Genomic DNA, 17299 nt, shown 5'->3' with positions numbered 1-17299 from the left:
CCGGGGCCCGACGGGGTCCCGGCCGTGGTCGTGCGGCCGTCCCGTACGGAGGGCCGGGACGCCGCCGCCCGCCTATCGTGGGCCCATGGCGACGCCCCCACCCCCGCCCCGCTCCCCGGGGTCCCCCCGCGCGAGCGACGCCGGGAGCGCGGGACGGCACGAGCGCGAGATCCACACCCTGGACGAGTTCGACGCGTCGCTCGCCCGGCCCGGCGGCCTCGCCGGACAGCGGATCCAGTCCGTCGACCTCACCGACCGCACCTTCGCCCTGCTGACCGCCTCCACCGCCACCACCGTCTTCCTCGGCTGCGCCATGGAACCGGAGGCGGCGGCCAAGGTGCGCGCCGACGGGGCGCTGGTCTTCCCGCCCGTCCCCGACCTCCCCTTCGACCCGTACCGCAACCGCCTCTACACCCCCGGCGAGCTGTACGACGGGGTCACCGGCGACGGCGGCTACGCGCGCACCCCCGACGCCCGCTCCTACGCCTGGTTCGGCGCCACTCGCGCCGACGGCGACGTCTTCTCCTCGATGCTCCGCTCGCTCCACGACGACGCCGTCGGCGACGCCCTCGACGAACACCTCGCCGGCCGGCGGACCATCGGCGTCATGGGCGGCCACGCGATGGGCCGCGGCACCGAGGCGTACGCGGGCGCCGCCCGCCTCGGCCGCGCCCTCGCCCGCACCGGCCACACCGTCGCGACCGGCGGCGGACCCGGCGCGATGGAGGCCGCCAACCTCGGCGCCTACACCGCCCCCCTCGCCGACACCGCCCTCGCCGACGCCCTCGCCCTCCTCGCGAGGACGCCCTCCTTCACCCCCTCGGTGACGGAGTGGGCCCGCGCCGCCTTCGCCGTACGGGAGCTGCTGCCGGGCGGCGGCGACTCGGTCTCCCTCCCCACCTGGTTCTACGGCCACGAACCGCCCAACGCCTTCGCCGGGCACATCGCCAAGTACTTCGCCAACGCGCTCCGCGAGGACGGACTCCTCGCCCGCTCCACCGCCGGCGTCGTCTTCCTCCCCGGCGCCGCCGGCACCGTCCAGGAGATCTTCGACGACGCCACGTCGAACTACTACGGCTCCCTCGGCACCCCCACTCCCATGGTCCTCGTCGACCGCGCCCACTGGACCGACCGCTTCCCCGCCTGGCCCCTCCTGGAACGGCTCGCGGAGGGCCGCCCGATGGCCGCCCGGATCGCCCTGGTCGACTCCGTAGACGACGCCCCGGCCGCCCTCGAACGCCTCGCGGCCGCGTAGGCGGGGACACAGCCCCACAAGCCCCACGAGCCCCACGAGCCCTACGAGCCGCCGCGACCGTCCCCGTCCAGCACCACCACGTCCTCCGGGCGGAACGCCACCGCCACCTCCGCGCCCACCTCCGGCACCTCCCGCAGCGGGAACTCCGCCTCCAGCGGCGGCCCGTCCGCCGGACGCAGCACGACCGACACGTGATGGCCCCGGAAGGTGCGGGACTCGACCCGGCAGGCCAGGCCCGCGCCGTCCGCCGCCGGCCGGACGCCCGCCGGGCGCACCAGCAGCGTCCGCTCGCCCGACGGCGCGCCCTCCGGCACCGGGACCCGGCCCCACACGGTCTCCGCGACCGTGCCCCGCACGGTCGCCGCCACCACGTTCTCGAAGCCGAGGAAGCGGGCCACGAACTCCGAACCCGGCCGCTGCCACACCTCCACCGGCGTGCCCGACCGCACGATCCGCCCGTCCCGCATCACCACCACCCGGTCCGCGAGCGCGAACGCCTCCCCCTGGTCGTGGGTGACCGCCAGGACCGTCGTCCCCAGCCGCCCGAACAACGACCGCAGCTCCACCACGAGCCGCTCCCGCAGCCCCCGGTCCAGCTGCCCCAGCGGCTCGTCCAGCATCAGCAGCCGGGGCCTCGGCGCCAGCGCCCGCGCCAGCGCCACCCGCTGCTGCTCGCCGCCCGACAGCGCGGCGACCGACCGGCCCCCGGCCCCCGGCAGACCCACCAGGTCGAGCAGCTCCGCCACCCGACCGGCCCGCTCGTCCTTCGCCACCCCGCGCATCCGGAGCCCGAAGGCCACGTTGCCGGCGACGTCCCGCTGCGGGAACAGCTGGTGGTCCTGGAACATCAGCCCCACCCCCCGCCGGTGCACCGGCACCCCCGCCTGGTCGGCCCCGCCCAGCAGCACCCGCCCCGCGTCCAGCGCCTGGAGCCCCGCGACCGCCCGCAGCAGCGTCGACTTCCCGGACCCGCTCGGCCCCAGCACGCACACGATCTCGTGCTCGCCGACCTCCAGGTCCACCGCGTCGAGGACCGCGCGCGCCCCGAACCGTACCGTCGCTCCCTCAAGGGTCAGCATCAGAACTCCCCGGTGGTCCGGTCGGTCCGCAGCCGCTCCAGCAGCAGCAGGGAGACCGCGCACACCACCATCAGAATCGTCGACAGGGCCATCGCCTGCCCGTAGTTGAGCTCGCCCGGCCGGCCGAGCAGCCGCGCCACCGCGACCGGCAGCGTCGGACTGTCGGGCCGGGCGATGAAGACGGTCGCGCCGAACTCGCCCAGCGACACCGCGAACGCGAACCCGGCCGCGATCAGCAGCGCCCGCCGCACCAGCGGCAGGTCCACCTCCCGCCAGGCCCGCCACGGCGACGCCCCCAGCACGGCCGCCGCCTCCCGCAGCCGCTCGTCCACCGCCCGCAGCACCGGCAGCATCGTCCGCACCACGAACGGCACACCGACCAGCGCCTGCGCCAGCGGCACCAGGATCCAGCTGGCCCGCAGATCGAACGGCGGCTCGTCGAGAGTGATCAGGAACCCGAAACCCACGGTGACCGCCGACACCCCGAGCGGCAGCATCAGCAGCGCGTCGAAGCCCCGCACCAGCCGCCCCGCCCGCCTGGTCAGCGCCGCCGCCGCGAGCCCGCCGATCACCACCGCGATGGCCGTGGCCGCGACCGCGTACCGCAGCGAGTTCCCCACCGCCTCCAGCGGCGGCACCAGGAACGTACCCGCCTCGTCGAGCGAGCCCAGCGCCCGGTAGTAGCGCAGCCCGTACCCCTCCGGCGTGGCGAAGGAACGCTCCACCAGCACCCCGAGCGGCAGCAGGATCAGCACCGCCACCGACACCAGCACCCCGGCCAGCAGAACCCACTGCCCGGCCCCGCGCGGCCTGCGCGCGGTCAGCTCCGGCGGGACCAGCCGCAGCGCCGTCTCCCGCCTCCGCACCGTCCGGGCGTGCACGGCGAGGATCGCCCCCACCGCCACGAACTGCACCAGCGTCAGCACCGCCGCCGTCCGCAGGTCGAGCAGCCGGGCCGTCTGCCGGTAGATCTCCGCCTCCAGCGTCGTGTACGCGTCCCCGCCGAGGATCTGCACGACGCCGAACGAGGTGAAGGTGAAGAGGAAGACCATCAGCGCCGCCGCCGACACCGCCGGCACCAGCGCCGGCAGCGTCACCGCCCGCCACGCCCGCCACCGGGACGCGCCGAGCACCCGGGCGGCCTCCTCCTGGCGCGGATCGAGCTGCGCCCACAGCCCGCCGACCGTCCGCACGACGACCGCGTAGTTGAAGAAGACGTGCGCGAGGAGGATCGCCCACACCGTCGTGTCGAGCCGCAGCCCCCACAGCTCGTCGGTGAGGCCGCCCCGCCCCACCAGGGCCAGGAACGCCGTGCCGACCAGCACCGTGGGCAGCACGAACGGCACGGTGACGACCGCCCGCAGCACGCCCTTCCCGGGAAAGTCGAAGCGGGCGAAGACGTACGCCCCCGGCAGCGCCACCAGCAGCGTGAGCCCCGTGGAGGCGGCCGCCTGCCACACGGTGAAGCCGAGCACGCCGAGGATGTCGGACCGGCCCAGGGTCGTCCCGATCACGCCCAGGTCCCAGGCGCCGCCGGGCCGCAGCCCGCGCTCGACGATCGACACGACGGGCCAGGCGAAGAAGACCGCGAAGAACGCGACGGGCAGGGCCATCAGGCCGAGCCGCGCCGCGCTCCCCCTGCGGTCACGCCTCACTTGAGGAGCGACGACCACTGCTGGATCCACGCCTCACGCTTCTCGGCGATCTTCTCCGGCGCCATCGTCCGCGGCTTCTCGACGACCACGCCGTGCCGCGTGAACAGCTCCGGCAGGACCGCGTCCTTCGCCACCGGGTTCACGAACATCTGGAGCGGCATGTCCTCCTGGAACTTCTTCGAGATCAGGAAGTCGATGAGCGCCTTGCCGCCCTCGGGGTTCTTCGCCCCGTGCAGCAGGCCCGCGAACTCGATCTGCCGGAAGCAGGTGCCGGTGGACACCCCGGTGGGCGCCTCCTTCGGCTGCGGCTCCGCGTACAGCACCTCGACCGGCGGGCTGGAGGCGTAGGAGACGACCAGCGGACGGTCGCCCTTGGCCTCCTTGCCGCCGGCCGAGCCGGAGAACTCCTGGTTGTAGGCGAGCTCCCAGCTGTCGACGGTCTTCACGCCGTTGGCCTTCAGCTTCGACCAGTAGTCCTGCCAGCCGTCGTCGCCGTACTGCGCGACCGTACCGAGGAGGAAGCCGAGGCCCGGGGAGGACCGCTCCGGGTTCTCCACCACGAGCAGGTCCTTGTACTCCGGCTTCGCCAGGTCGTCGAAGGTCTGCGGCGGCGCCAGCTTCTTGTCCGCGAAGTACTTCTTGTCGTAGTTCACGCAGATGTCGCCGGTGTCGATCGGCGTGACGCGCTTGTCGAGCCGGAAGGTCTCCGGGATCCGGTCCAGGCCCTTCGCCTCGTACGTCTCGAAGATGCCGTTGTCGAGGGCGCGGGAGAGCAGCGTGTTGTCGACGCCGAAGAAGACGTCGCCCTGCGGGGACCCCTTGGTGAGGATCTCCTTGTTGACGGCCTCGCCCGCGTCGCCGGCCTTCAGCACCTTCACGGTGAAGCCGGTCTGCTTCGTGAACTCCGCCAGCACCTCCTTGGAGGCGTTGAAGGAGTCGTGGCTCACCAGGGTCACGGACTTCGGCGCGGGCGTCCCGGTCTTGCCCGCGGCCCCGCGGATGTCCTCGGTGGAGCAGGCGGCGAGGCTCGTGACGCCGAACGCCGCGGCCAGCGCGACGGCGGCTGCCTTCTTGGTGTGCATGTGTTGTCCTCCTGGGTGGGACCAGGAAGAGACGCGGCCCTGCCCGCGTCCGGGAGACCGGACGCGGGCAGGGCGCAACAGCTCGAGTTACGACCGAACTTCCTACCCAGAATGACCTGGGCGAGGTTCAGAGGGTCTGCGGTCTACGGTTACCGCACTCTCAGCGCTGTGGCGCTCCCCTGTCGGAATATGCAGGTGTGTTCGAGCACAGGGTACAAGGTCAGCGTTCGGAGGCCGCGAGCTGTCCACAGGCACCGTCGATCTCCTGGCCCCGGGTGTCGCGGACGGTCACCGGCACGCCATGGCGGGCGATCGCGTCGACGAACGCCTTCTCGTCCTCCGGGCGGGAGGCGGTCCACTTCGAGCCCGGCGTCGGATTCAGCGGGATGAGGTTGACGTGCACCCGCTTGCCCTTCAGCAGCTTGCCCAGCAGGTCACCGCGCCACGCCTGGTCGTTGATGTCCCGGATGAGGGCGTACTCGATGGAGATCCGGCGGCCGGACTTCTCCGCGTACTCCCAGGCCGCGTCCAGCACCTCCCGCACCTTCCAGCGCGTGTTCACCGGCACCAGCGTGTCCCGCAGCTCGTCGTCGGGGGCGTGCAGCGAGACCGCGAGCCGGCACTTGAAGCCCTCGTCGGCGAAGCGGAGCATGGCCGGCACCAGACCCACCGTGGACACGGTGATGCCGCGCTGGGAAAGCCCCAGGCCGTCCGGCTCGGGGTCGGTCAGCCGGCGGATGGCTCCGACGACCCGCTTGTAGTTGGCGAGCGGCTCGCCCATGCCCATGAAGACGATGTTCGACAGCCGCGCGGGCCCGCCGGGCACCTCGCCGTCACGCAGCGCGCGCATGCCGTCGACGATCTGGTGCACGATCTCGGCGGTCGACAGGTTCCGGTCGAGACCGGCCTGACCGGTCGCGCAGAACGGACAGTTCATGCCGCAGCCGGCCTGCGAGGAGATGCACATCGTCACCCGGTCCGGGTAGCGCATGAGCACCGACTCGACGAGCGTGCCGTCGTGCAGCCGCCACAGCGTCTTGCGGGTGGTGTCGTCGTCGCACGAGATGTGCCGCACCACCGACATCAGGTCGGGCAGCAGCTCACCGGCGAGCTTCTCCCGCGCGGCGGCCGGGATGTCGGTCCACGCGGCGGGGTCGTGCGCGTACCGGGAGAAGTAGTGCGTCGACAGCTGCTTCGCGCGGAAGGGCTTCTCGCCGATCGCGGCGACGGCCTCCTTCCGCTCGGCGGGCGTCAGGTCGGCGAGGTGCCGCGGCGGCTTCTTGGCTCCGCGCGGGGCGACGAAAGTGAGTTCTCCGGGGGCCGGACGAGCCACGGCGGCGTCTCTCCTCAAACAGGCACGAGGTCGGACGTCCCGCGACGGCGGGGAGCGCGGCACGGCGGTGCCGGAGCGACCTCACTGGACCGTCCCCGCGGTGGCGAGGACGACGAAAGGGCCCGGGGCGCACGCCCCGAGCCCTTCCAGAGTACCCGCTGTCCGTCAACCCGTTCCGACGAAGAGCTCCGGCGGCCGGCCGGCCGTCCGGTGCCGCCGGAAGGCGCCGCCGCCGTGACCGCTCAGCCCGTGCCCACGAACAGCGCCAGCAGCAGCCACACCACGGGCGCCGTCGGCAGGAGCGAGTCCAGCCGGTCCATGATGCCGCCGTGACCGGGGAGCAGCGTCCCCATGTCCTTGATGCCGAGGTCCCGCTTGATCATCGACTCGCCGAGGTCGCCGAGCGTCGCGCTCGCCGCCACCGCCAGGCCGAGGATCAGACCCTGCCACCAGGAGCCGTCGTCGATGAGGAACTGCATGCACAGCGCGCCGGCCGCCATCGCGAAGGCCACCGCGCCGAACAGCCCCTCGCGGGTCTTGCCGGGGCTGATCCGCGGCGCCAGCTTGTGCTTGCCGAACCGCCAGCCGACCGCGTACGCCCCGGTGTCGCTGACCACCGTGAGCAGCAGGAAGGTCAGCACCCGCCCCGGCCCGTCGTCGGCGGTCAGCAGCATCGCCACGAACGTCGCCAGGAACGGCACGTAGAACGCGGCGAAGACGCCCGCCGTGACGTCCTTCAGATACCCCTCGGGGGGTTCCGTCATCCGCCAGACGAGCACCGCGAGCGCCGTCAGGGCCATCGCGACCCAGGCGCCCTCGGGGCCCCGCACGTACCCGGCGACGACCATGGCCGCGCCGCCGACCGCCAGCGGCACCAGGGGCGCCTTGATCCCCTTGCGCTCCTGGAGGCGGGAGGTGAGCTCCCACAGACCGACGACCACCGCGACCGCCACGACGCCGACGAACGCCGGCGGCCAGATGTACAGCGACGCGATGATCACGGCCCCGAGGCCGACGCCGACCCCTATGGCCGCGCCCAGGTCCCGGCCCGCGCTCTTCTTCTGCCGCGGCGCGGGGGCCGTGGAAGGCGGAGGAGGCGGGGCGGGGCTGGGCATGGGCTCCTGCGGGTGCTCGTGCGGCTGCTCGTCACGGAACAGGGGACCGCGCTGGTGAGCGGCCCCCCGTCCGTGTCCGTCCTGGAATCCGCCGGCGGGTACGTCGGGCACGATGGGCATGGGGCGAGTCTGCGCCGCCTGGTGCCGATCGTGGGCGGGACCCGCCGGGGCAGGCCCCTGGTGGGGTCCGCCGGGACCTGAACCGGCCGCCGGCGCCCCCCAGGATGAGTCGTTCATCAGACCTCGAGGAGCTCGGCTTCCTTGTGCTTCAGCAGCTCGTCCACCTGCGCGACGTACTTCGCGGTGGTGTCGTCGAGCTCCTTCTCCGCGCGGCGGCCCTCGTCCTCACCGACCTCGCCGTCCTTGACGAGCTTGTCGATGGTCTCCTTGGCCTTGCGGCGCACGGAGCGGATCGAGATCTTGGAGTCCTCGGCCTTGCCCTTGGCGACCTTGATGTACTCCTTGCGGCGCTCCTCGGTCAGCTCCGGGAAGACCACACGGATGATGTTGCCGTCGTTGCTCGGGTTGACGCCGAGGTCCGAGTCGCGGATGGCCTGCTCGATGTTGCGCAGCGCGCTCTTGTCGAACGGGGTCACCACGGCCATGCGCGGCTCCGGCACCGAGAACGAGGCCAGCTGGTTGATGGGGGTGATGGCACCGTAGTAGTCGGCCACGATCTTGTTGAACATCGCCGGGTGCGCACGGCCGGTGCGGATCGCGGCGAAGTCCTCCTTCGCGACCACGACGGCCTTCTCCATCTTCTCCTCGGCCTCGAGGAGGGTCTCTTCGATCACCACTTGCTCCTGCGTGTCGTCGCGTTGTGTCCTGCACGGTGTACGACCGGCAGGGCTGTCGTCCAGCCCCGTGCGGGGCGGTTCCCGGCTGGGTCGGGCCTCAGGCCCGGGTGCCCTGGTCGCTCACGAGTGTGCCGATCTTCTCACCCGTCACGGCGCGCGCGATATTGCCCTCGGCGAGCAGTTCGAAGACGAGGATCGGGAGCTTGTTGTCGCGGCACAGGGTGATGGCGGTGGCGTCGGCGACCTTGAGGTCGCGGGTGATGACCTCGCCGTACTCCAGGGCGTCGAACTTCACCGCACCGGGGTTGGTCTTCGGGTCGGAGTCGTAGACGCCGTCCACGCCGTTCTTGCCCATGAGCAGGGCCTCGGCGTCGATCTCCAGAGCACGCTGGGCGGCGGTGGTGTCCGTGGAGAAGTACGGCATGCCCATGCCGGCGCCGAAGATGACCACGCGGCCCTTCTCCAGGTGGCGCACGGCGCGCAGCGGGATGTACGGCTCGGCGACCTGGCCCATGGTGATGGCCGTCTGGACGCGCGAGTCGATGCCCTCCTTCTCCAGGAAGTCCTGGAGGGCGAGGCAGTTCATCACGGTGCCGAGCATGCCCATGTAGTCGGAGCGGGCCCGGTCCATGCCGCGCTGCTGGAGCTCCGCGCCACGGAAGAAGTTGCCGCCGCCGATCACGATCGCGATCTGGGCGCCGTCTCGGACGACGGCCGCGATCTCACGCGCGATGGCGTGCACGACGTCGGGGTCGACACCGAGACCGGTACCGCCGGAGAAGGCTTCCCCGGACAGCTTCAGCATGTAGCGGCCGAGCTTCTTGCCGCTGTTGTCGTCGTCGCCCTGTACGGCGCCCTGATTCATGGAGATCTCCTCGTGCACATACGAAGAAGGCCATTGCCCTGGGTCCTCGTGGGTTTCCCGTACGGCAATGGCCTCCTCGTCACATCTGCGGTCGTCCCGCGCGGGGCGGGACGACTGTCTCAGACCCTACCCGGGTCTGTTGTCCGTCGCGTGGGCGAAGGACTCAGATGCCGACCTTGATGCGGCTGAAGCGCTTCAGGGTGACACCGGCCTCGTCCAGGATCTGCTGGACGGACTTCTTGTTGTCCAGGGCGTACGGCTGGCCGAGCAGCGTGGCGTCCTTGAAGAAGCCGTTGACGCGACCCTCGACGATCTTGGCGATCGCGGCCTCGGGCTTGCCCTCGGCGCGGGTGGTCTCCTCGGCGATGCGACGCTCGGACTCGACGACCTCGGCCGGGACGTCCTCACGGGTGAGGTACTTCGGCGCGAAGGCGGCGATGTGCTGCGCGACACCCTTGGCGACCGCGGCGTCCTCCTTGTCGAGCTCGACGAGAACGCCGATCTGCGGCGGGAGGTCCGGCATGGTGCGGTGCATGTACGCGGCGACGTAGCCGTCGGCGTAGGCGGCGAAGCGGTCGAGGACGATCTTCTCGCCGAGGTTGGCGTTGGCCTCGTCCACGAACGCCTGCACGGTCTTGCCGGCCTCGATCTCGGAGGCGAGCAGGGCCTCGATGTCGGCCGGCTTGGTGGCGGCGACGTGAGCGGCGAGGGCGTCGGCGACGGCGAGGAACTTGTCACCCTTGGCGACGAAGTCCGTCTCGCACTTCAGCTCGACGATGACGCCGGAGGTGTTGTCGTCAGCGATGAGGGAGACCACGGCGCCGTTCTCGGCGGAGCGGCCCTCACGCTTGGCGACACCCTTCTGGCCCTTGATGCGCAGGGCCTCTACGGCCTTGTCGACATCGCCGCCGGCCTCCTCGAGGGCCTTCTTGCAGTCCATCATGCCGGCGCCGGTGAGCTCACGGAGCTTCTTGACGTCAGCGGCGGTGTAGTTCGCCATGAGTCTGTTTCTCTCTCGAAGTCAGAAAGATCTACGAAGATCTACGGCGGGACGGCGGGGGCTTCATGGGCCCCCGCCGTCACCTCCGTGGTGTTCCGGAGTGCGGAAGGGTCAGGCCTGCTCGGCCGGAGCCTCAGCCTCGGCCTCGGCCGGAGCCTCGGCCTCGACGGCCTTCTCGGTCTCGGCGGAGGTCTGGACCTCGGCGCCGGCCTCGTCGGCCTTCTTCTCGCCCTCGAGCAGGTCGCGCTCCCACTCGGCGAGCGGCTCGCCGGCGGCCTTCTCGCCCGGCTTCGAGTCACCGGTCGCGGCACCGGAACGGGCGATGAGGCCCTCGGCGACGGCGTCGGCGATCACGCGGGTGAGCAGGGTGACGGAGCGGATCGCGTCGTCGTTGCCCGGGATCTTGTAGTCGACCTCGTCGGGGTCGCAGTTGGTGTCGAGGATCGCGACGACCGGGATGTTGAGCTTGCGAGCCTCGCCGACGGCGATGTGCTCCTTCTTGGTGTCCACGATCCAGACGGCGCTGGGCACCTTCTGCATCTCACGGATACCACCGAGGGTCTTCTCCAGCTTGGCCTTCTCGCGCGAGAGGACCAGGAGCTCCTTCTTGGTGAGACCCGAGGCCGCGACGTCCTCGAAGTCGATCTGCTCGAGCTCCTTGAGGCGCTGCAGACGCTTGTAGACGGTCGAGAAGTTGGTGAGCATGCCACCGAGCCAACGCTGGTTGACGTACGGCATGCCGACACGCGTCGCCTGCTCGGCGATGGCCTCCTGGGCCTGCTTCTTCGTACCGACGAACATGACGGAGCCACCGTGGGCGACCGTCTCCTTGACGAACTCGAAGGCGCGGTCGATGTACGACAGCGACTGGAGCAGGTCGATGATGTAGATGCCGTTGCGCTCGGTGAAGATGAAGCGCTTCATCTTCGGGTTCCAGCGACGGGTCTGGTGACCGAAGTGGACGCCGCTCTCCAGCAGCTCCCGCATCGTGACGACGGCCATGGCCATCTCCTTGGGTTTCTCGGTTGTGTTCCTGACGCCCCGGCGCGCCGTGCCACGAAGGACCGAAAGGCGCTGCCACCGCGCTCAGCGAGACGAGTGGCGGGGCGTGCGAAGTCGACCCGGTGACCCGGGTCGCCATAGGAAGTGTACGGGAACCCTGGAGCGCCGGGTGACGGCACTGTCCACAGCCGCCCGCCCGTCCACAGAAAACGCCCGCCCCGGTCACCGTCGGTACGCACCGGACACCCTCGTCCCATGCACACGACGACGCTCCTCCTCGCCCTGGCCCTCTGGTGGCCCCTCGGCCCGCCCGCCCCCGAGATCCTCCGCCCCTGGCAACCCCCCGCGGGCCCCTACGCCGCCGGCCACCGGGGCATCGACCTCGCCGCCCCCGAAGGCGCCACCGTCCACGCCCCCGCCGCCGGCACCGTCACCTTCGCCGGCCCCGTCGGCGGGCGAGGCGTCCTCACCCTCACCCTCCCCGGCACCGGCGCACCCCCGCTCCGCACCACCTTCACCCCCGTCACCCCCCTCGTCCCCGCCGGCACCCGCGTCCGCGCCGGAGACCCCCTCGCCCGCGTGGCCCCCGGCGCCCACTGCCCCCGCGCCTGCCTCCACTGGGGCCTCCTCCGGGGCGACCTCTACCTCGACCCCCTGACCCTCCTGAGGAGGACACCGTCACGACTGCTGCCCTTGACGAGGTGACCCCTGCCCACGGGCGCGCGGGGGGGTGGGTGGGGGTGGGTGGGGCGGGGGGGGGAGGGGGCGGGGGGGGAAGGCCCCCTGGATCGTCCGCAGGGCTCGCGGTTCCGTCAGGTCGTGGGGCCCGTGACGCCGTGGAGGGCCATGGTGACGGCGGCTTCGGCGATGCGGTCGGGGTCCTCGGCGGCGCCGAGTTCGATGCGGCGGACGGCCGCGTCGACGACGCCCTGGAGGAGCATGGCGCCGAGGCGGGGTTCGGTCATGCCGAGGTCGGCGAGGGCTTCGACGACCATGGCGACGAGGCCGCCGTGGGCCGCGCGGATCTTCTCGCGGGCGCCGTCGTCGAGCTCGCCGGCGGAGATGGCGACGACGGCGCGGTGGCGGCGGTCGCCGACGAGGTCGAGCTGGGTGCGGACGTAGGCGGCGACCTTGGCCTCGGGGGTGTCCTCGCCGGCCATGGCGAGTTCGACCTCGGCGGCCCAGACGGGGAAGTCGACCGCGCAGAGTTCCTCGACGACGGCGGCGCGGGAGCGGAAGTACTCGTAGACCGACGAGCGCGCGAGACCGGTGCGCTCGGCGAGCGCGGGGAAGGTCAGCGCCTCCGTCCCGCCCTCGGACAGCAGGGATCGCGCGGCGTCCAGCAGGGCGCCGCGCTGCATGGTCCGGTGCTCGGCCACGGAGGCCGCTCGAATCCTGGGCACGGCTCCACTGTACGACCGGTCGGGCGGGGTCAGCGCCCGACGTCGGCAAGCTTGGCGCGAAGCTGGAGGACGGACTTGGTGTGGATCTGGCTGACGCGGCTCTCGGTGACGCCGAGGACGTGGCCGATCTCGGCGAGGGTCAGGCCCTCGTAGTAGTAGAGCGTGACGACGGTCTTCTCCCGCTCGGGGAGGGTGTTGATGGCGCGGGCGAGGAGCCGGCGCAGTTCGCGGTCCTCGGCGACCTCGACGGGGTTGTCGGCGGCCGTGTCCTCCAGGGTGTCCATGAGGGAGAGGCGGTCGCCCTCGCCTCCGACGTGGAGGAGCTCTTCGAGGGCGACGACGTTGGCCAGGGACAACTGGCTGAAGACGGCGTGCAGTTCCTCCAGCTGGATGCCGAGTTCGGCGGCGACCTCGCTCTCGCTGGGGGTGCGGCGGAGCTGAGCTTCCAGGGTGGCGTAGGCGCGCTCGACGTTGCGGGCCTTCTGGCGCACGGAGCGGGGGATCCAGTCGAGGGCACGGAGTTCGTCGATCATCGCGCCGCGGATGCGGGTGATGGCGTAGGTCTCGAACTTGATGGCGCGCTCGACGTCGAACTTCTCGATGGCGTCGATGAGGCCGAACACCCCGGAGGAGACGAAGTCCGCCTGTTCGACGTTGGACGGCAGACCGACGCTGACGCGTCCTGCGACGTACTTGACGAGCGGCGAGTAGTGCAGGATCAGCTGTTCCCGCAGCCGCTCGTCCCCGGTGGTCTTGTACGAGCGCCACAGCTCGTCGAGGGAGGTCGGCGCGGGTGGCCGCACGGTGCCCCGGGCCGCGGGGGGCACCGCAGCGCGGTCAGACCCGGAGGTGTGCTGGGGCATGCGTTGCCTTGAGCCGTTCTGCTGTCGGGTGCGTCGGTCTGGGTGTCCTGTGGGGAATCCTGGTGAGCGTAGCGTGAGTGCGGTGTCGCGGTGAGCGAACGGGAGCGGATCGCGCCGGTCCGGGGGGACACGGTCGGCCACATCTTCGAAGCGGGGCCGTGGCGCGCGTCGGCCCGACGGGTGCGGCCGAGAGAACTCGGTTCCTCATCGGCTTCACCTTTTCACCCGAATGCGCCAGGTCAAGGACCGCCTCGCCGCGCGTTCGACACCGGCTTGCCGTTGTTCGTCAACCTCCATCCGTCGCCGTCGCGCTCGGCGTGACCGAGGGCGTGGAGTTCGTACAGCCGGGCGAGGGCGTCGTCGGGTGTGGTGCCGGCGCGGCGGGCGATCTCCGTGGTGGGGGCGGGCGGGTGGGCGGGGAGGGCTTCGAGGACCTGGGCGGTGGCGGGGTGGAGGAGGTCGCGAGGCAGGACGGGGCCTCGGCGGGCGGGGGCGAGGTCGCCGATGGCGCCGACGAGTTCGACGATCTCGTCGGCGTCGGTGACGAGGGTGGCGCCGTCGCGGAGGAGTTCGTGGACGCCGGCGGAGAGGGCGCTGGTGACGGGGCCGGGGACGCCCATGGTGTGGCGGCCGAGGCGGATGGCTGCGCGGGCGGTGACGAGGGAGCCGCTGCGGTGCTGGGCTTCGACGACGACGGTGCCGCGGGTGAGGGCGGCGATGACGCGGTTGCGGAGGATGAAGCGGCTGGGGGTGGGGTGGCTGCCGGGTGGGAGTTCGCCGATGAGGAGTCCTTGGTGGGCGATGCGGTCGAGGAGTCCGCCGTGGCCTCGGGGGTAGGGGGTGTCGACGCCGCTGGCGAGGACGGCGGCGGTGGCTCCGCCGGCGGCGAGGGCGCCGCGGTGGGCGGCGCCGTCGATGCCGTAGGCGGCGCCGGAGACGACGATCCAGCCGTGGCGGCTGAGGCCGGTGGCGAGGTCGGCGGCGGTGTGGGCGCCGTAGGGGGTGCAGGCGCGGGCGCCGACGAGGGCGACGGAGCGGAGGGCCCAGGTGCGGAGGGAGGCGGGGCCTCGGGTCCAGAGGCCGACGGGGCGGGCGGCGCCGAGGTCGTCGAGCTGGGTGGGCCAGTCGGGGTCGCCGGGGACGAGGAAGCGGCCGCCGAGCCGGGTGATGTGGTCGAGGTCGGCTTCGGGTGTGGTGGTGCGGGCGCGGTGGCGCCAGCCGGCGAGGCGGCGGGTGGGGGTGCCGGGGAGCGGGGGTTCGCGGGGGTCGCGGAGGAGGGCGAGGAGGCCGGTGGCGCCGTGGGTGCGCAGGGCGTTGCCGGCGTGTTCGTCGCCGGGTTCGACGATGCGGGTGAGGGCGGCGCGGGCGAGGCGTTCGGCGTCGGGGTGGGGGCCGGGGGTGGGGGTGGGCCGGTGGGGGGTCATGGGCGGTCTCCGGTGGTGAGGGGGACGCCTCGGGTGATGCCGGTGCGGAGTTCGAGGGCGTGGGCGATGTCGTCGTGGCCGGGGCGGTCGTGTCCGGCGAGGTCGGCGATGGTCCAGGCGACGCGGAGGACGCGGTCGAGGCCGCGGGCGGTGAGGAGTCCTCGTTCGATGTCGCGTTCGGCGTGGGCGAGGGCTCCGGGGGCGGCGAGGTAGCGGGTGCGGAGTTCGTGGCCGGGGATCTCGCTGTTGAGGGTCCAGGGGGTGCCGGTGAGGCGGGCGGTGGTGCGGGCGCGGGCTTCGCGGACGCGGTCGGCGACGGTGGCGGTGGATTCGCCTCGGCCGCCGTGGCCGAGGAGGTCGGCGCGGGTGACGGGTTCGGCTCCGACGCGGAGGTCGACGCGGTCGAGGAGGGGGCCGGAGAGGCGGGCCTGGTAGCGGCGGATGACGGAGGGCGGGCATTCGCAGCCGGCGCCGTGGAGGGTGTGGCGGCCGCAGGGGCAGGGGTTGGCGGCGAGGGCGAGGAGGAAGCGGGCGGGGAGCCGGACGACGCCGGCGGTGCGGGCGATGACGACGTGTCCGGATTCGAGGGGCTGGCGGAGGGCGTCGAGGGCTTTCGTGGAGAACTCGGGGGCTTCGTCCAGGAAGAGGACGCCTCGGTGGGCGAGGGAGACGGCTCCGGGCCGGGGGATGCCGTTTCCGCCTCCGACGAGGGACTGCATGGTGGCGGAGTGGTGGGGTGCGCAGTAGGGGGCGCGGCGGACGAGGGGTTCGCCGGGCGGGAGGATGCCGGCGACGGAGTGGACGGCGGTGACTTCGAGGGATTCCTGCCGGTTCAGGGGCGGGAGGATGCCGGGGAGTCGTTCGGCGAGCATGGTCTTTCCGGCGCCGGGTGGTCCGTGGAGGAGCAGGTGGTGGCCGCCCGCGGCGGCGATCTCCAGGGCGCGGCGGGCGGTGTGCTGGCCGGCGACGTCGGCGAGGTCGGGGCCTTCGCCGGGGTCGGGGGCGAGTCCGGTGCCGATGCCGGCGCCGGGGACGAGGAGTCCGGCGAGCATGGCGTCGGGCCGGCCTTGTTCGATGGGGTCTTCGTCGGGGACGGGTTCGTCGGTGAGGACGGCGATGAGCTGGCGGAGGGTGCGGATGCCGAGGACGGAGACGCCGGGGACGAGGGATGCCTCGCCGGCGGTCTGTTCGGGGACGACGACCTGGTGGTAGCCGGCGTCGGCGGCGGCGAGGACGGCGGGGAGGATGCCGCGGACGGGGCGGACTCGGCCGTCGAGGCCGAGTTCGCCGATGAGGACGAGGTCGGCGACGGAGCGGGGGTCGATGCGTTCGGCCGCGGCGAGGACGGCCGCGGCGACGGCGAGGTCGAAGCTCGAACCGCTCTTCGGGACGGAGGCGGGGCTGAGTCCGACGGTGAGTTTCTTCTGGGGCCATTCGGCGCCGGAGTTGACGACGGCGGCACGGACGCGGTCGCGGCTCTCGCTGAGGCTCTTGTCGGGGAGGCCGACGAGGGTGAAGGCGGCGACGCCCGGTTCGAGGTCGGCCTGGACCTCGACGACGACGCCTTCGACGCCGACGAGGGCGACGGAGCAGGTGCGGGCGAATCCCATCAGGCCACCCCCTGGGCGTGGGTGAGGACGGGGGCGCCGCGTCGGGGCAGGACGATGCCGATGAGGTCGATGCGGACGCCGCCGGCGGGTGGCGGGGTGCCGGTGCGGTCGAGCCAGCAGTGGGCGAGGTGCCGGAGCCGGGCGGCTTTCTCGGCGGTGACGGCGGCCATGGGGTGCTCGAAGCGGCCGATGCGTCGGGTCTTGACCTCGCAGATGACGAGGGTGTCGCCGTGCAGGGCGACGATGTCGATCTCTCCTGTGCGGCCGCAGCGCCAGTTGCGGGCGAGGATGTGCAGGCCGGTACGGGTGAGCCGGCGGGCTGCCAGTTCTTCCCCGTACCGTCCGAGTGCTCGGGTCGCGTTCATGAGGACCACCTCCGTCACCGACTGTGACGGAAGGGTCCTGGGCGTGTGCGGGGCTGTGGACGAGTGGGCGGTCCCGGAGAACCGCGTCACTCACATGGGCGAGTGGAGCGGGGGTCAGCTGCCGGGCAGTTCGAGGTCGCTCTTGTTGAGCTCCTCGATGTTGACGTCCTTGAAGGTGAGGACGCGGACCTGCTTGACGAACCTGGCCGGTCGGTACATGTCCCAGACCCAGGCGTCGGCCATGCTGACCTCGAAGAAGACCTCGCCCTGGACCGAGTGCACCTGCATCTCGTAGTCGTTGGTGAGGTAGAAGCGCCGCTCGGTCTCGATCACGTATTTGAACAGCCCGACGACGTCGCGGTACTCCCGGTAGAGCTTCAGCTCCATCTCGGTCTCGTACTTCTCGAGGTCCTCGGCGCTCATGGCATGTTCCCCTTCAGCCGTGCGTCCC

17 protein-coding genes and 1 riboswitch are annotated in these 17299 nt (G+C 72.2%); of the genes, 2 read left to right on the top strand and 15 right to left on the bottom strand.

Annotated features, from left to right (window positions below; translation table 11 throughout):
- Nucleotides 1–85: 85 nt before the first annotated feature.
- The gene (locus tag ACFVU3_RS02200; protein ID WP_390062865.1) at nucleotides 86–1255 is read left to right on the top strand and encodes an LOG family protein; all 1170 of its coding nucleotides are present in this window, start codon (nucleotides 86–88) and stop codon (nucleotides 1253–1255) included.
- A 41-nt stretch (nucleotides 1256–1296) separates the two neighbouring features.
- Here the strand turns inward: ACFVU3_RS02200 and ACFVU3_RS02195 are convergent, their stop codons facing one another.
- From ACFVU3_RS02195 to rpsB, 9 genes are all read right to left on the bottom strand, one after another.
- Nucleotides 1297–2334: an ABC transporter ATP-binding protein gene (locus tag ACFVU3_RS02195; RefSeq protein WP_390062864.1), complete on the bottom strand. Its 1038-nt coding sequence runs from the start codon at nucleotides 2332–2334 to the stop codon at nucleotides 1297–1299.
- On the bottom strand, nucleotides 2334–3947 hold the full coding sequence (locus ACFVU3_RS02190) for an ABC transporter permease (RefSeq protein ID WP_390063016.1): 1614 nt from the start codon (nucleotides 3945–3947) through the stop codon (nucleotides 2334–2336). Before ACFVU3_RS02190 ends, ACFVU3_RS02195 begins: the two co-directional genes overlap by 1 nt.
- Before the next feature lie 38 nt (nucleotides 3948–3985).
- Nucleotides 3986–5071 (bottom strand): thiamine ABC transporter substrate binding subunit, encoded by a 1086-nt coding sequence (locus tag ACFVU3_RS02185; RefSeq protein WP_390062863.1) that lies wholly within the window; start codon nucleotides 5069–5071, stop codon nucleotides 3986–3988.
- 81 nt (nucleotides 5072–5152) lie between these two features.
- Nucleotides 5153–5262, bottom strand: a riboswitch (TPP riboswitch).
- A gap of 29 nt (nucleotides 5263–5291) precedes the next feature.
- The gene (gene rlmN, locus ACFVU3_RS02180) at nucleotides 5292–6404 is read right to left on the bottom strand and encodes a 23S rRNA (adenine(2503)-C(2))-methyltransferase RlmN (protein ID WP_390062862.1); all 1113 of its coding nucleotides are present in this window, start codon (nucleotides 6402–6404) and stop codon (nucleotides 5292–5294) included.
- Between the two features lie 242 nt (nucleotides 6405–6646).
- Nucleotides 6647–7756 carry a phosphatidate cytidylyltransferase gene (locus ACFVU3_RS02175; protein ID WP_390062860.1) on the bottom strand — a complete coding sequence of 370 codons (1110 nt, stop codon included), beginning with the start codon at nucleotides 7754–7756 and terminating at the stop codon, nucleotides 6647–6649.
- Nucleotides 7756–8313 carry a ribosome recycling factor gene (gene frr, locus ACFVU3_RS02170; protein ID WP_383822912.1) on the bottom strand — a complete coding sequence of 186 codons (558 nt, stop codon included), beginning with the start codon at nucleotides 8311–8313 and terminating at the stop codon, nucleotides 7756–7758. The genes ACFVU3_RS02175 and frr overlap by 1 nt, the downstream gene beginning before the upstream one ends.
- Nucleotides 8314–8413: 100 nt before the next feature.
- Nucleotides 8414–9181, bottom strand: a complete 768-nt coding sequence (gene pyrH / locus ACFVU3_RS02165; RefSeq protein ID WP_390062858.1) for a UMP kinase — start codon at nucleotides 9179–9181, stop codon at nucleotides 8414–8416.
- Nucleotides 9182–9344: 163 nt separating this feature from the next.
- On the bottom strand, nucleotides 9345–10181 hold the full coding sequence (gene tsf, locus ACFVU3_RS02160; RefSeq protein WP_390062857.1) for a translation elongation factor Ts: 837 nt from the start codon (nucleotides 10179–10181) through the stop codon (nucleotides 9345–9347).
- Nucleotides 10182–10292: 111 nt separating this feature from the next.
- Complete coding sequence (gene rpsB, locus ACFVU3_RS02155; protein ID WP_390062855.1) at nucleotides 10293–11183, bottom strand: 30S ribosomal protein S2; 891 nt, start codon at nucleotides 11181–11183, stop codon at nucleotides 10293–10295.
- 255 nt (nucleotides 11184–11438) lie between these two features.
- On the opposite strand from rpsB, the gene ACFVU3_RS02150 reads away from it, so the two are divergent.
- Entirely contained in the window at nucleotides 11439–11888 is a 450-nt protein-coding gene (locus ACFVU3_RS02150; RefSeq protein ID WP_390062854.1) for a murein hydrolase activator EnvC family protein, read from the top strand.
- 107 nt (nucleotides 11889–11995) lie between these two features.
- Here ACFVU3_RS02150 and ACFVU3_RS02145 read toward each other — a convergent pair whose 3' ends face one another.
- The 6 genes from ACFVU3_RS02145 to ACFVU3_RS02120 all read right to left on the bottom strand — a co-directional run bounded on the left by ACFVU3_RS02145 (nucleotide 11996) and on the right by ACFVU3_RS02120 (nucleotide 17271).
- Nucleotides 11996–12562, bottom strand: a complete 567-nt coding sequence (locus tag ACFVU3_RS02145) for a TetR/AcrR family transcriptional regulator (protein WP_390063015.1) — start codon at nucleotides 12560–12562, stop codon at nucleotides 11996–11998.
- 53 nt (nucleotides 12563–12615) lie between these two features.
- Entirely contained in the window at nucleotides 12616–13449 is an 834-nt protein-coding gene (whiG, locus tag ACFVU3_RS02140) for an RNA polymerase sigma factor WhiG (RefSeq protein WP_390062853.1), read from the bottom strand.
- A gap of 239 nt (nucleotides 13450–13688) precedes the next feature.
- Nucleotides 13689–14873: a DNA-processing protein DprA gene (gene dprA, locus ACFVU3_RS02135; RefSeq protein ID WP_390062851.1), complete on the bottom strand. Its 1185-nt coding sequence runs from the start codon at nucleotides 14871–14873 to the stop codon at nucleotides 13689–13691.
- Nucleotides 14870–16483: a YifB family Mg chelatase-like AAA ATPase gene (locus ACFVU3_RS02130; protein WP_390062849.1), complete on the bottom strand. Its 1614-nt coding sequence runs from the start codon at nucleotides 16481–16483 to the stop codon at nucleotides 14870–14872. The genes dprA and ACFVU3_RS02130 overlap by 4 nt, the downstream gene beginning before the upstream one ends.
- Entirely contained in the window at nucleotides 16483–16848 is a 366-nt protein-coding gene (locus ACFVU3_RS02125) for a YraN family protein (RefSeq protein WP_390062847.1), read from the bottom strand. Before ACFVU3_RS02125 ends, ACFVU3_RS02130 begins: the two co-directional genes overlap by 1 nt.
- Before the next feature lie 114 nt (nucleotides 16849–16962).
- Nucleotides 16963–17271 (bottom strand): DUF2469 domain-containing protein, encoded by a 309-nt coding sequence (locus ACFVU3_RS02120; RefSeq protein WP_005311352.1) that lies wholly within the window; start codon nucleotides 17269–17271, stop codon nucleotides 16963–16965.
- Nucleotides 17272–17299: the final 28 nt, after the last annotated feature.

The organism is Streptomyces sp. NPDC058052, from assembly GCF_042885515.1.
In the GTDB taxonomy this organism is placed as follows: Bacteria; Actinomycetota; Actinomycetes; order Streptomycetales; family Streptomycetaceae; genus Streptomyces.
Note: the sequence above shows the minus strand (reverse complement) of the source record. Positions and strands in the feature narration are given on the sequence as shown.